Raw genomic sequence first — 14,666 nt, forward strand, 5'->3', positions numbered from 1 at the left:
GGGATGGACCGGCCGCTGGTGTACCTGTTGCATTACCAAGTGCATGGCAGGGTAGCCAAGCCGGGAAGGGATAAACGCTGAAGGCATCTAAGCGTGAAGCCCCCCTCAAGATGAGATATCCCATACGCAAGTAGTAAGACCCCTTGAAGACGACGAGGTAGATAGGGCAGAGGTGGAAGTGCAGTAATGCATGGAGCTGACTGTTACTAATAGGTCGAGGGCATAACCAAGGAATGGTGGATAGGAAAAGCAGGATGACAGAAACGTGGACTTATATGTGGTTTTGAAGGTACACAAAAGGAAACACCTGAAAAGGTGTGTTTCTTTGTATCTAAAATATTCCTCCTTAGCTCAGTCGGTAGAGCATGCGGCTGTTAACCGCAGTGTCGTTGGTTCAAGTCCAACAGGGGGAGCTTGCAAAGCCCGTAAATTCAACATTTACGGGCTTGATTTGTTTTTGTAATATGCCCCTCGGGGGCAAAACAGATTGTCTGCTGAAAAAAGCAGGCATTTGATTGTTATACTTAAAAATGAAGCGGAATTGCGTTGCTGGATGGGTTCCGGTGTGTTGCCCGATGGTAAATTTTAAGTTTTACTGTCGGGCTTTTTTATTTTATCTTAAAGAGAAGGGAGGGTTAAGCCCTACATTATAACGGTCGATCGGATATTTTACCAGATTGATCTTTGAAGCGCTTGTCTGGCAATTGGTAGAAAAGTCAGCCGTATAATGCAGTCGTGTTACCAGGTACATCTCCCAAATTATGTAAAGACTGCATTTGTCAAGCTCCGGTGTTTGACACCATATCAGAAAATCCCTATAATAAATTTAATCATTGCTGAAAATGTCAGTTCCGGGAGGAACAAAGATCACCAATGCGCTGGAAGAATGCAGACCGATTGTGGAAGGATCCAATCTTGCGGAGTATAAAAGCACGTTGTTAAAGGTGAAAAGATATCTGGATTCCAAAGGAGAAGAAGATGTAAGAGGAAACCAGACCTTCGATCTGAGGACGGGAGTCCATGTGCTGACCGCGATCGAAGCACCGTGTCTGGATCTTCTCGGAAAGATGCTCGGAGTTCCTGTCTGTGAGCTTCTGGGAGACGGACAGCAAAGGGACAAGGTCCGGATGCTGGGCTACCTGTTCTTTGTAGGGGACAGAAAAAAGACAGATCTCCCGTACGATGAGGAACCGGACTCTGACTGTGAATGGTACCGGATCCGCCATGAAGAAGCGCTGACCGCGGAGAAGATTGTCGCGTTTGCAAAAGCAACACATGAGAAATACGGATTCGAAGATTTTAAATTGAAAGGCGGAGTGTTGCCGGGAAATGAAGAGATGGATGTAATCCGGGCGTTGAAAAAGGAATTCCCGGACGCAAGGATTGATCTGGATCCAAACGGCGGCTGGCTTCTTGAGGAAGCGGTAGAATACGTAAAGGGCATGAAAGGGATTCTTACATACTGTGAAGATCCATGCGGTGCGGAAGGAGTGTACTCGGGAAGAGAGATCATGAGTGAATTCCGCAGAAGGACAGGGTTCCCTACAGCCACCAATATGATTGCCACAGACTGGAGAGAGGTAGGACACTCTCTGGAATCGCAGGCGGTTGATATCATTCTGGCAGACCCGCATTTCTGGACAATGAGCGGCTCGGTGAGAGTTGCACAGATGTGTCATGATTTCGGATATACATGGGGGTCTCATTCCAACAATCATTTTGATATTTCCCTGGCAATGTTTACTCATGTGGGAGCTGCTGTGCCGGGTGAATATAATGCGCTGGATACGCACTGGATCTGGCAGGAAGGAGTCGAGCGGCTGACGAAAGAGCCGCTGCAGATCAAAGACGGATGTGTGGAAGTGCCGAAAAAACCGGGGCTTGGAATTGAAGTGGATATGGATCAGATTCTGAAGGCGAATCAGCTGTACAGGGAAAACTGTCTGGGAGGAAGAGATGACTCTGTTGTCATGCAGTATTTGATTCCTGGATGGAAATTTGACCGAAGAAGCCTTGTCTGGTAAGATAATACTATAAATGAAAAGAAGGAAGCATGGATCCTGAATGCCGGGGAAGCATGCTTTCTTTGGCAGGAGGAATGATATGAAAGTTGTAGCAGCGATTGATTCGATGAAAGGGAGCATTGGTTCCATAGAGGCGGGAACGGCGGCAAAGGCCGGAATCAGAAAGGTATGCCGGGCGGATGTTGTCATAAAACCTGTAGCGGACGGAGGAGAGGGAACAACGGAAAGCATGATCGAAGGACTGGGTGGAGAATACCGTGAAGTCCGTGTGACAGGGCCGGACGGGAAGCATGTAACAGCAAAATACGGGATACTGCCGGATGGAGAGACGATTGTGATGGAGATGGCGGAGGCGGCCGGAATCACGCTTATTCATCCGGACAGTCTGGATCCGTGGAATGCCACAAGTTTTGGCGTAGGAGAGATGATTCGGGATGCAGTGGAAAAAGGAGGAAGAAAATTCATTATCGGAATCGGGGGCAGTGCGACGACAGACGGGGGAGCAGGGATGCTTCAGGCGCTTGGGTACCGATTTCTGAATGCGGAAGGAAGACAGATCGCCGGAGGGATCGGTGAACTTGACCGGATCGTCAGAATTGACACAAGCCTGGCAATGCCGGAACTCAAGGAATGTTCCTTCCGGATTGCGTGTGATGTGAAAAATCCGCTTTGCGGTGAAAACGGTGCGGTATATGTATATGGCCCGCAGAAGGGAGTCAGGGCGGAAGAAAGAGCGGTTCTGGACGAGAAGATGAAGCATTATGCAGGGATGACAAAAATGTATCTGGGAAAAGACCATAGTGAGGAAGAAGGAGCAGGAGCCGCGGGAGGACTCGGATTTGCTTTTATCAGCTATATGCCGGATGCGGTCCTAAAACCGGGTATTGATATCATTATGGAAGCAGTCGGTCTGGAAGAAGAGATCCGCGACGCGGATCTTGTGATTACCGGCGAGGGAAGACTGGATTCGCAGACCGCGATGGGAAAGGTACCAGTGGGTGTGGCGAAACTTGCGAAAAAATACGGGAAAAAAGTCATTGCTTTTGCAGGAAGCGTGACAGACGATGCAGGGGCCTGCAATGAGGCGGGGATTGACGCATTTTTCCCGATTGTCAGAGGAATTACTACTCTGGAAGAAGCAATGGAGCCGGAGCGGGTCCGGAAAAATATGGAACTGGCTGTCGAACAGGTATTCCGGCTGATCTGCGGTTAGAAAATATCCGGAAAAGAGAATATTTTGCCGTATTGCTGGATCTGATGCTGCCGGGAAAAAGCGGGTTTGATATCTGCAGAGCGATCAGGGCTCAATCCGATGTTCCGATTCTTCTTGTCACTGCAAAAAAAGAGGATATAGATAAAATCAAAGGGCTCGGGCTCGGGGCGGATGACTATATTGTAAAGCCGTTCAGCCCTGCAGAGCTGACGGCCCGGATAAAAGCGCATATGCAAATCCATAAGACGCTGAAAGCCGGAAGAAAGGAAGAAGTAATCTCTACCGGCCAGCTGAGAATCTATCCGGGATCTTACCGCGTATATAAAGGGAAAAACAAGCTGGAACTTACAGGACGGGAATTCAGGCTTCTTTTGTTTCTGGCCGGAAATCCGGATATCGTCTTTACAAGAGAGCGGATTTTTGACCATGTCTGGGGAACAGAAGCTGTAGGAGACATGTCGACAGTCACGGTACATATCAATAAATTGAGAGAGAAAATAGAAGATGACCCGTCCGACCCGCAGTATACACAGACTGTATGGGGAGTCGGGTATCGGTTTAAAAAGTAAATCCTATTGAACAGCCGGGGATGCCTTTTGGGTATTCCCGGCTATTTTATACAGGTATTGGACAGAGCCGGTGAGAGGCACTATACTTATTTGAGGATTCTTCGGTCTTTGACCGATATCGAATATAAGAAATGAGAGAGAGGCTTGGAGCAGAAACTATTATTTACAAATAAGCAGCTGAGAAATATGATACTGCCCCTCGTGATGGAGCAGTTTTTGCTGATGCTGGTGCTGGTGGGGCTTTCGGATACGTTCATTGTCAGCCAGTGCATGGGCGCGGGCGATATCGAACAGGCAAAACAGTACTTTAAACGGTTGATGAAGAGCTCGCTGGTGATTGCGCTTGCCATGTGTATGGACTGGCTGAGCAGAGCAGTCGTGTTCTGGGTACGGTTCAGGAGAGGAAAGTGGAAAACATTTCACGTGATTTCATGACCCTGAAATGGGAAGTTTGTTTGAAACGGGACAGAAAATGTGTGTTAAGTCGAAAGTGATAAAAACTTTCGATTTAACGCATTTTTTTTGTAGATCTTACCATATGAAAAATTCTTGTAAGAGAACGGGCGCAATGTTATATTTGAGTTAAGACTGTGTAAAGAAAAAATCAAATAGAAAGCTCATAAAAAGTATACAGTCGAAATTTATTAAAAGAAGAAAAGGATGGGTAAAGGAAGAGACTTATGGATGTTTCATTTTTCAGCTTTTTTCAGCAGGTCACGTCAAATCCGGTACTTTTGATCACCGTGCTTCTTACAATGGGGGTCATTTTCGTAAACGGATGGACGGATGCACCGAACGCGATTGCCACCTGTATTGCCACAAGGTGTATGCGGGTGAGGCCTGCAATTATGATGAGCGCTGTCTTTAATTTCCTTGGAGTACTTGTGATGACCGGGATCAACAGCTCGGTTGCGTCCACAATCAGCAATATGGTGGACTTTGGAGGAGAGACAGACAAGGCGCTGGTAGCTCTTTGCGCGGCATTGTTTTCCATTGTTGTATACAGTGTTGCGGCTTCTGTTTTTGGAATTCCTACCAGCGAAAGCCACAGCCTTATTGCCGGACTTACCGGCGCGGCGATTGCGATTCAGAACGGATTGTCCGGTGTAAACGGCGCGGAATGGGTTAAGGTGCTTTACGGACTTGTACTGAGTCTGGCGCTCGGATTTTTTTCGGGCTGGATCATCTGCAAGGTGATTGCGGCTCTCTGCGCATCTATGGACCGGCGCAGGACATCGTCATTTTTTAAAGGCGCACAGATTTTCGGCGCGGCATTTATGAGCTTTATGCACGGAGCGCAGGATGGACAGAAATTTATCGGTGTGCTGTTTCTTGGAATCGCTTTCTGCAACGGACAGTCCAGTGTGGAAGGCATGGGGATTCCGATATGGCTGATGCTGCTTTGCAGTGCCGTTATGGGAATCGGGACAAGCGTAGGCGGTGAGAAGATTATAAAATCTGTCGGAATGGATATGGTCAAGCTTGAGAAGTTCCAGGGATTTTCAGCGGACCTTGCAGGCGCGTTCTGTCTGCTGCTTTCCAGTGTGTTTGGAATTCCGGTTTCCACAACACATACAAAGACCAGCGCAATTATGGGCGTCGGCGCGGTAAAAAGACTTTCCGCAATCAATTTCGGCGTAGTAAAGGACATGATGCTGACCTGGGTATTTACGTTCCCGGGATGCGGACTGATCAGTTTTGTCATAGCAAAGCTGTTCATGGCACTCTTTTAGAAGAAGTAGGAGGAAGTAAAAATGGCAAAGAATCGGGATTCATTTTATTTTGAAACATTTACAGCCTGTGCGGAAATTTCCTGTCAGGCGGGACATATGCTTGTAGGAATTCTCAGAGACTTCAGACCGGAAAAGCTGGAGGAGTATCTGGACGAGATGCACAAGATAGAAAACAGTGCGGACATGAAAAAGCACGATATGCTGGACAGACTTGCAAAAGAGTTTATCCCTCCGATTGAAAGAGAGGACATCATTGCTCTGAGCCAGCGGATTGACGATATCACAGATAAGATTGAGGATGTGCTCCTGAGAATCTATATGAATAATATCACTGAGATTGAAGATGATGCCCTTCAGATGCTGGATATTATTATCCGCTGCTGTGAAAAGGTGACAGAGCTTACAAAAGAGTTTGCAGATTTCCGGCATTCCAAAAAGCTGAAAGAAGTCATTATCCAGATTAATGACCTGGAAGAAGAGGCGGACCGCTGCTTTATGAAGAGCATGCGGAAGCTCCATGCCGAGTGCCAGAATCCGCTGCATATCATAGCATGGAGAGAGATCTACATCTATCTTGAGCGGTGCGCGGATACATGTGAACATGCCGCAGATGTGGTAGAAAGTGTAGTTATGAAAAATTCTTAAAAAAAGGCTTGCTTTTTTTGAGAGGGTATGATAATATAATTATCGGCACTGCGATAGCGGTGCCAAGAAATAAGGCTCCGTGGTCAAGCGGTTAAGACATCGCCCTTTCACGGCGGTAACACGGGTTCGATTCCCGTCGGAGTCATTTTTGAAAAATGCTTGCATTTTTCAGAAAATATGATAATATAATATAGTGTACGGCGCAGTAGCCAAGCGGTAAGGCGTGGGTCTGCAACACCCTGATGCACCGGTTCAAATCCGGTCTGCGCCTCTCAAAAAGCCCGTATTTACGGGCTTTTTTCTATTTTCTGAGTATCATTTCTTAATATTTAAAAATTGTTTAAAAAATCCATATGAAGTTATTAGATCTATCCGTTAGACTACACATCAGAAACAAGTGAGAGAAAAACTCTTATTACGGAGGAATTACAGTGAAAGCCAGAGATTGCCGGATTAAAAGTGTAACGGATAACAGACAGAAGCAGATACACAGTCTGCTGGCCGCTTTTTTCTTTCCTGTTCTGACCTGTTGTATCGGATTTGCAGCAGTGGGCATATTTCCGTTTGGATCCAGATCGGCGCTGATCATAGATGGTGTACACCAGTAGCTGGGCTTTTATGAAGAATTTCTGCATCAGATCGGACAGGGAGTATGGTGGACATTTTCCGGCCATGCGATGGGATATAGTTTTTACAGTTTGTTTTCCTATTATCTCAGCAGTCCGTTCAACTTTTTGATCCTTTGTGGGACCGGAAAGATCTGGAGCTGGAAGCAGATGTGGAGGAACGCGTACTGGTACAGGCAGATCCGAGCCTGATGGAGCTCGTCTGGAACAACCTGATATCCAACGCAATCAAATTTACAGAGCCGGGAGGAAGCGTACAGGTCCGGCAGAAATTCAGGGACAGTTTCATTGAAGTGGAGGTCACAGACACCGGATGCGGCATGAACCGGGAAAGTGTAAAACACATTTTCGATAAATTTTATCAGGGGGATACATCCCACTCCAAAGAAGGAAATGGACTGGGACTTGCACTTGTAAAACGCGTCCTTGTACTCATGGACGGGGAAATCTCCGTCAAAAGCGAAGAAGGAAAAGGAAGCACATTTAAGGTGATTCTTCCAAAAGCAGAACAAACCAGAGAACAGGCGGAGGTGGAACGAAACAATGAATGAAAACAAAGAAAACAACCGGTTCATCGGATACGAATATAAACAAGTAGTAGCAGAGCCGGGGCAAATCTCATTTTTAATAGACGGATACATGAATTTCGGATGGGAAATCGATGAAAATGTACAGGATATCCGTATGGAATACTACGGATCACATACAAAATCCCATCATCACAGAAAAAGCATCATCCGGATGAAACGGGACCGGAAGATTATCAATAAGATGGAACTCACCAGACTACAAAGAAATTTCGAAGCCTATGTAGAAGAAATCCGGCATCTGGAAAAAGAAAAAACCTCACTTCCATCCATCGTTGCAATCACAACCGGAATCATAGGAACCGCATTTATGGCAGGATCAACATTCGCTGTCACAGCAAACCCGCCGCACATCGTACTGTGCATCCTTCTCGCCATTCCAGGATTCCTGGGCTGGATTCTGCCGTACTTCCTTTACAAAAAAGGAGTACGCAGACAAACAGAAAAAATCTCACCACTCATAGAAGAAAAATACGACGAGATTTACGAAATCTGCGAAAAAGGCAGCAAACTCATTTCATCGGGGACGTGTTCCGATGCACAGGTACACGACGTAAATGAGCAAAAAACGCTCAAAACCCGCATAAAATAAGGGGAAACACGAATTTTCAGATTTTTTTCATCGGGGACAGGTTCCGACGCGTCGGAACACGTCCCCGATAATTGTTGTATGTATGGTTTTTGGCTGATATAATGTGGTTGAAATTGCATTTTTGTATGATTTCTGTTATGATAGAATTCCGTGTGAGTGTGCTTCTGACGGGAGTGGAGAGGACACGGGAAGAGTTTAGAAATTGTTTAAGAATTCATAAAAATTTGTTTAGTCGAAGATGCTAGTCTTTGAGAGAGAAAAGTAGTGCAGGAGGCGTAGTGTGATGAGTGAGAATCTGTCTGGGCTGTCGGCCCGGGAAGTGGAGGAACGGAAGGCCCGTGGTGAGGGTGGTACCGGAGCCGCAAAGATTACGAAAACGAAGCCGCAGATTGTGCGGGAGAATCTTTGTACGTTGTTCAACTTTCTGAACTTTTTAATTGCGGTGCTGCTGTTTTTGGTGGGGGCATATTCGAATATGCTGTTCATCGTGATTATTATTCTGAATATTGTGATTGGGATTGCGCAGGAGTTCAAGGCGAAGAAGCTTGTGGACGAGCTGTCGATTCTGAACCGTCCGACTGTGCGTGTGCGCAGGGATAACCGGGAAATGACCGTGGAGATGGAAGAGATCGTAAAGGATGATCTGATGGTGCTTGCCAGCGGTAATCAGATCTGTAATGATGCGGTCGTTGTGGATGGGATGCTTGAGGTCAATGAGTCTCTTCTGACCGGTGAGAGTGATGCTGTTGTCAAGGAACAGGGAGCGGAGCTTTTTTCGGGAAGTTCTGTTATTTCCGGTAAGGCGTATGCGAGAGTAACCCATGTCGGGAATGAAAACTATGCGACGAAACTTGCAAATGAAGTAAAGCAGGAAAAGCAGATTCATTCGGAGCTTCTTGGTTCCATGCGGAAAGTGACGAAATTTACGAGTTTTCTGATTATCCCGCTTGGAATTATCCTGTTCCTGGAAGCGTATTTCCTTAGAAATACTCCGGTTGATGAGGCGGTGATTTCTTCTTCGGCGGCACTTCTTGGTATGCTTCCGAAGGGACTTGTTCTTCTGATATCTGTTTCTCTGGCAGCCGGTGTCATTCGGCTTGCGAGAATGAAAATTCTTGTGCAGAATATTTATTCACTGGAGACGCTTGCACATGTGGATACCATTTGTCTGGACAAGACAGGGACGATCACAGATGGAAAGCTGAGAGTCCATTCGGTGATTCCGCTGACGGATCTGCCGGGCGGCGAGATGGATGCGCTTGTGCAGTCTTATATGGCCGCCAGTGATGACAACAATGCAACGTTTCAGGCGCTGAAAGAAAAGTTTGAGCCGAAAGCGGCGTACCGTCCGGTTCACAAGATCGCGTTCTCTTCGAAGAGAAAATGGGGATGCATCAGTTTTGAAGGTGCGGGAAGTATTTTTGTGGGCGCGCCGGAGCGGTTGATGGGAAATCTTCCGGAGAATCTGGAGTGTGAGCTGGAAAAAGGACGAAGAGTGATTATTATCGGATATTCCGGACAGACGTGGGAGAATGATAATGAGCTGCCGGCGGGAATCCGTCCGGTTTACAGTGTGATTCTGGAAGATACGATCCGGAAGAATGCCGAGGAGACGCTTGCGTTCTTTAAGAGAGAGGGCGTGGATGTCAAAGTTATTTCCGGAGACCATGTAAAGACGGTATCGATGATTGCAAAACGTGCCGGACTGGAGAGATGGGAAGATGCCATCGATCTGTCCACGCTTGGCGAAGATCTGGATTATGATATGCTCTGCCGGAGATATGCTGTTTTTGCCAGAGTGACGCCGAAGCAGAAGCAGGAGCTTGTGCTGGCGCTGAAGCGTCAGGGCCATCAGGTGGCGATGACAGGCGATGGAGTCAATGACCTGCTGGCACTGCGTGAGGCGGACTGCTCGATTGCAGTTGCGGACGGAAGTGACGCAAGCCGCCAGATTGCGCAGATAGTGCTTCTGGATTCCGACTTTACGAACCTTCCACATGTTGTGATGGAAGGCCGGAAGGTCATCAACAACGTAACGAGAACAGCGCAGGTATTCTTTATCAAGACGATCTATTCTGTACTGGTATCGTTTTTCTGTCTGATCACGAATAAGGCGTTCCCGTTTATTCCGATTCAGATCACGCTGATCGATGCCTGCATCGAGGCATATCCGTCCTTCGTATCGATTGTGGAGTCGGATATAAGGAGAATCCGCGGGAAATTCCTCCCGACGGCACTTTCCCATGCCGCACCGTTTGGTATTACGGTTGCATGTATGATTGCGGTATTTACGCTGCTTGCGCCGTTTGGCACTGAGGAAAGACAGACGGTGATGTATCTTCTGCTGATTCTGATTTCCATGCTGGCAGTGATCAAGAGCTGTATCCCGCTTACTCCGCTCAGACTGTTTGTCTGCGTGACCATGGTCGGCGGTACGTTCCTGGCTCTTGCACTGTTCCCGTCTCTGCTTGAGATTGTCGCAGTTACCATGCCGATGGCGGTCACGGTTCTGATCGGCGCAGCTGTCTGCTTTGCGGTGATTCTGATTCTGGAGCAGCTGCGGAAGGCAAAAATGAAATAGAGATATGTTTCCCATAGGAGGAACTGATATGACGAAGATTCTGATTGTGGAGGATGATGAAAAAATTGCCTGGCTGGAAAAAGATTATCTGGAGAGCAATGGATATGAAACCGTGTTGTTAGATGACGGGAGATCCGGGATCAGATCGATATTCCGATCCTGATGGTGACAGCCTGCACCGAGGCCGTGGATGTGATCCGCGGCCTCGGACTGGGCGCTGATGACTATATTACAAAACCTTTTGATCCGTCTCAGCTGGTGGCGCGGATACGCTCCCATCTGAAGCAGTACGAACGGCTGACATCCGGGCGCGGCAGGGAGGAGCGGAACAAGGGAGATAAGATCACGATCCAGGACGTGGTGATCGAGCCAAAGACCTGGAAAGTATGGAAACATGGTGTAGAACTGAAAATCCCGAACCGGGAGTTTGAGCTGCTTCGGTTCCTTGCAGAAAATCCAAATATCGTGTTTTCAAAAGAAGAACTTTTTGAAAAGATATGGGGATTTGAGTATGTATCCGATGCGGCGACGGTATCGGTTCATGTGAACCGTCTGAGAGAGAAAATTGAGGATGACGCCAGAAATCCGAAGATCATCGAGACGGTGTGGGGTGCTGGTTACCGGTTAAATGACCGGGAATCCTGATAGAGAAAGAAGGAATGTCTGATGTGGCTTTTGTATGCTGTGGGTTCTGCTTTTTTTGCGGGGGTCACGTCCATTCTGGCAAAATGCGGAATCAGGAAAACCGATTCTACTGTAGCCACAGCGGTACGGACGATCGTGATCCTGATTTTTTCGTGGGTGATTGTAGGAATTGTAGGATCGGCAGATGAGATTTCATTGATTGATGCGAGAACGCTTGTCTTTCTGATTCTGTCCGGCGCGGCCACGGGAGCATCGTGGCTCTGTTATTTTAAGGCGCTGCAGACAGGGGATATCAACAAGGTTGTTCCGATCGACAAGTCCAGCACAGTGCTGACAATCCTGCTTGCCCTGATCTTTCTGCAGGAAGGAATCTCAATTCCGAAAGCGGCAGCGGTAATTGTGATTGCGGCCGGAATTTTTCTGATGATCGAGAAAAAGGATGTGGAGATTAAAGCTTCCAGGGGCGGTGCAGGCTGGATTCTCTATGCGGCAGGATCCGCAGTATTTGCAAGTCTTACGGCGATCCTCGGAAAGGTCGGGATCTCCGGCGTGGAATCCAATCTCGGCACAGCAATCCGTACCTGTGTGGTGCTTGTGATGGCCTGGCTTATGGTGGGAATCCGGAAAAAGCAGCAGGAAGTCCGGCAGATTCCGAAAATAGAGCTGATCTTTATCTGTTGCTCCGGGATCGCTACAGGAGCTTCATGGCTCTGCTATTACCGGGCTCTTCAGGAAGGCCCGGCCAGTATTGTGGCTCCTGTTGACAAGCTGAGCGTGCTTGTGACTGTTGTATTTTCCTACTTTGTATTTGGAGAAAAGCTCAGCAGGAAAGCGGCGGCAGGACTGGTTCTGCTGACTGCAGGCACGATTGCCATGGCAGCACTTTGATACCTGAAAAAGAATCAATCAAAAAAGAAACAAGGAGAAAATAAATGGAAATTATAAAAGCAGTTTTGTTTGGAATTGTGGAGGGAATCACGGAATGGCTTCCTGTCAGCAGTACAGGACACATGATCCTTCTGGACGAGTTTGTCAAGCTGAAAGGAAGCGCGGACTTTGTCAATGTCTTTCTTGTTGTGATTCAGCTTGGCGCGATTTTTGCGGTCGTACTGCAGTTCTGGAACCAGCTGTTCCCGTTTCAGTTTAAAGACAAAAACAGACCGGTAATCGAAATGGACAAAATGATCCTCTGGGGAAAGATCCTTCTGACCTGCATTCCGGCGGCTGTGATCGGGATTCTGTTTGATGATGTATTTGAAGCAATGTTCTATCATGCAGTTCCGGTTGCGATTGCCCTGATTGTCTTTGGTATTGCGTTCATCGTGATTGAACGCTGGAATAAAGGGAAAAGACCGCGGATGAAGACAGTGGAGGATCTGACAATTTCGGCTGTGCTGATCATCGGAGTCTTCCAGTTGATTGCGGCAATCTTTCCTGGAACCTCCCGGTCCGGTGCCACGATTGTCGGCGCCCTGCTTATCGGTGTATCAAGAAAAGCGGCATCCGAATTTACTTTCTTCCTTGCGGTTCCGGTTATGCTTGGCGCAAGCCTTTTAAAAGTTCTTCAGTATGGATTTGCCTTTAGTGGATCCGAACTGCTGGTGCTTGCGGTCGGTATGATTACCGCCTTTCTTGTGTCTATCGTAGTTATTCGTTTCCTGATGGACTACATCAAAAAGCATGACTTCCAGGCCTTCGGATGGTACCGGATTGTTCTTGGAATTATCGTCCTGCTCTGCAGCATGGCAGGAGTGATTCAGGTATAATAAAAAAACAGATTTTTTGTGTTGCCCGGTTTGTACCGGGCAATATTTTATTAAACAGGAAACTTTGTTCTGTAGTTAATAACCGTTTATGAAAAATGCAGTCATTTTGTTCAATTGATACAGGACAAAAAGTAAGTTGCAATTGCAATAGAGCATGGAGGTGGCGGAATGAAAAATAAGATTGCAGGTGCTTTGTTTGGTATGGCATTGGGGGATGCCATGGGAATGCCGGATGCAACGGATATCGCGGCAGATCACATCAAGGAAAGTTATATTGAGATATTGAAAAAATAAAATGATGTAGATTTCGACCATTATATCGAAGTTCTGATGAAAGGACGGGAAACCTTGGCATGTTGAAAATCTGCCGAGGTCCGATGGCTTTTCAATAATCACCTTTTTGTGTAAAGTAAAAATATATAAGAGGGCAATAAAAATCCACTGTATCGATTTCGCAGTCGTACAGTGGATTATTTACCTATTCCATCCATGGGTCTTTCCTCCTTGTTTAATTGATATCTATTTAAAACTATCCTTTCTGAATAGTGTTTTCAATAATATTTCGATTACTTTGCCATTGGACTATACCTCGTTTCTTTAAAATTTAAATGTTGAACTTATGTTTTTGGTGGTCCGTCCTCCTTTTCTTTTGATGTCTTAATAATAACTCATAAATCGGGACGTGTCAATATAAAGTCAGAAAAAAAATCCATATAAAATAAAAAAACCAGAATAGACAGAAAATAATTATGATAAACAAAGAAAGAGGTTAACTTCGTATTGTCCTGAGGATCAGATTTCCTGTCAGGAAGGACAGCATATCATTTTCGCTGTTTTTAGTTATAGGGACTTCTTGAGAACAGGGAGTTTACCGGTCTTATGCAGAGCGTACTGAAAACACTAGGTCAGGTCTACGGCAATCCGGTGGATATTGAGTATACAGTCAATCTGAATGAAGAAGGCGAGTTCGTAGTCAACCTTCTCCAGTGCCGGCCGCTCTATACGGGGGAGAAGGGAAGCATTACCGGGATTCCAGGACTGCCGGAAAAGGACTGCTTTTTCCGTCTCAGAGATTCCGCCATGGGGACTTCGGAGAAGGAGAAGATCGATGTGGTCATACAGATCGATGCGAAAGCCTACTATGAATATCCTTATGCGCTCAAGTCTCAGGCGGCGGAGGCGGTGGGCGCGGTCAATGCATGGTACAGAGGGAAAGGAAAGAAGATCCTACTTATGACGCCGGGAAGGGTGGGAACTTCTTCACCGGAACTGGGAGTGCCGGTGAGCTTTGCACAGATTTCCGGATTCCGGGGAATCTGTGAAGTCTCGGACAGCCGTGCGGGATATATGCCGGAGCTGAGTTACGGAAGCCATATGTTCCAGGATATGGTTGAGACGGGGATATTCTACTGTGCGCTGTGGGGCGATGACAGAACGGAGTATTATAATGAAGAACTGTTTGCCGGGCTGGAGGATCTTTTCCCGAAGATCTGTCCGGACCGGAAGGTGCTTTCAGGTATGTTCCGGGTGACGGAGCCGGAAGATCTGTGGTACTGGAATAATGAACAGACCGGGGAAACTTTGTGCGGTCTGTTGCGCCCTGAGACCAGACGGACTTTTCCTGACCGTAAATGAAACAGACGGTACGGATATGAAAACCGTATGTCCGGTACTGTAAGAGGAGT

At 47.0% G+C, this 14,666-nt stretch carries 13 protein-coding genes, 3 tRNA genes, 1 rRNA gene and 2 pseudogenes; all 19 read left to right on the forward strand.

Annotated elements, in window-relative coordinates; genetic code table 11:
* Window positions 1–230, forward strand: a 23S ribosomal RNA gene (locus B5E64_RS14295); the annotation flags it as partial.
* Window positions 231–340: 110 nt separating this feature from the next.
* A tRNA-Asn gene (locus B5E64_RS14300) sits at window positions 341–413 on the forward strand.
* Window positions 414–848: 435 nt separating this feature from the next.
* A pseudogene (locus tag B5E64_RS14305) lies at window positions 849–2,029 on the forward strand (enolase C-terminal domain-like protein); the annotation flags it as partial.
* 74 nt (window positions 2,030–2,103) lie between these two features.
* Window positions 2,104–3,237 carry a glycerate kinase gene (locus tag B5E64_RS14310; RefSeq protein WP_087169136.1) on the forward strand — a complete coding sequence of 378 codons (1,134 nt, stop codon included), beginning with the start codon at window positions 2,104–2,106 and terminating at the stop codon, window positions 3,235–3,237.
* Between the two features lie 32 nt (window positions 3,238–3,269).
* A complete protein-coding gene (locus B5E64_RS14315) occupies window positions 3,270–3,806 on the forward strand; it encodes a response regulator transcription factor (protein WP_242960236.1) in 537 nt (178 codons plus the stop codon).
* 144 nt (window positions 3,807–3,950) lie between these two features.
* Entirely contained in the window at window positions 3,951–4,241 is a 291-nt protein-coding gene (locus B5E64_RS14320) for a hypothetical protein (protein ID WP_087169137.1), read from the forward strand.
* A gap of 245 nt (window positions 4,242–4,486) precedes the next feature.
* The gene (locus B5E64_RS14325; protein WP_087169138.1) at window positions 4,487–5,539 is read left to right on the forward strand and encodes an inorganic phosphate transporter; all 1,053 of its coding nucleotides are present in this window, start codon (window positions 4,487–4,489) and stop codon (window positions 5,537–5,539) included.
* A 21-nt stretch (window positions 5,540–5,560) separates the two neighbouring features.
* Window positions 5,561–6,184, forward strand: coding sequence for a DUF47 family protein (locus B5E64_RS14330; protein WP_087169139.1), 624 nt, complete (start codon window positions 5,561–5,563; stop codon window positions 6,182–6,184).
* Between the two features lie 73 nt (window positions 6,185–6,257).
* A tRNA-Glu gene (locus tag B5E64_RS14335) sits at window positions 6,258–6,329 on the forward strand.
* 54 nt (window positions 6,330–6,383) lie between these two features.
* Window positions 6,384–6,455 (forward strand) — tRNA-Cys (locus B5E64_RS14340).
* A gap of 160 nt (window positions 6,456–6,615) precedes the next feature.
* Entirely contained in the window at window positions 6,616–6,792 is a 177-nt protein-coding gene (locus B5E64_RS17890) for a YfhO family protein (protein WP_140398867.1), read from the forward strand.
* Between the two features lie 134 nt (window positions 6,793–6,926).
* Entirely contained in the window at window positions 6,927–7,361 is a 435-nt protein-coding gene (locus tag B5E64_RS14345; protein ID WP_204247073.1) for an ATP-binding protein, read from the forward strand.
* Entirely contained in the window at window positions 7,354–7,989 is a 636-nt protein-coding gene (locus B5E64_RS14350) for a hypothetical protein (RefSeq protein ID WP_242960238.1), read from the forward strand. Before B5E64_RS14345 ends, B5E64_RS14350 begins: the two co-directional genes overlap by 8 nt.
* Before the next feature lie 283 nt (window positions 7,990–8,272).
* A complete protein-coding gene (locus B5E64_RS14355; RefSeq protein WP_087169140.1) occupies window positions 8,273–10,570 on the forward strand; it encodes a cation-translocating P-type ATPase in 2,298 nt (765 codons plus the stop codon).
* Window positions 10,571–10,598: 28 nt separating this feature from the next.
* Window positions 10,599–11,215, forward strand: a pseudogene (locus B5E64_RS14360) (response regulator transcription factor).
* 21 nt (window positions 11,216–11,236) lie between these two features.
* On the forward strand, window positions 11,237–12,103 hold the full coding sequence (locus B5E64_RS14365; protein ID WP_087169141.1) for an EamA family transporter: 867 nt from the start codon (window positions 11,237–11,239) through the stop codon (window positions 12,101–12,103).
* Between the two features lie 44 nt (window positions 12,104–12,147).
* The gene (locus tag B5E64_RS14370) at window positions 12,148–12,981 is read left to right on the forward strand and encodes an undecaprenyl-diphosphate phosphatase (RefSeq protein ID WP_087169142.1); all 834 of its coding nucleotides are present in this window, start codon (window positions 12,148–12,150) and stop codon (window positions 12,979–12,981) included.
* A 168-nt stretch (window positions 12,982–13,149) separates the two neighbouring features.
* Window positions 13,150–13,275 carry a hypothetical protein gene (locus B5E64_RS18675; protein ID WP_275532825.1) on the forward strand — a complete coding sequence of 42 codons (126 nt, stop codon included), beginning with the start codon at window positions 13,150–13,152 and terminating at the stop codon, window positions 13,273–13,275.
* Between the two features lie 585 nt (window positions 13,276–13,860).
* Window positions 13,861–14,616, forward strand: a complete 756-nt coding sequence (locus B5E64_RS14375) for a PEP/pyruvate-binding domain-containing protein (RefSeq protein ID WP_087169143.1) — start codon at window positions 13,861–13,863, stop codon at window positions 14,614–14,616.
* The last annotated feature ends 50 nt before the right edge of the window (window positions 14,617–14,666 follow it).

It is taken from the genome of Drancourtella sp. An12, assembly GCF_002160935.1.
Taxonomy (GTDB): domain Bacteria; phylum Bacillota; class Clostridia; order Lachnospirales; family Lachnospiraceae; genus Sellimonas; species Sellimonas catena.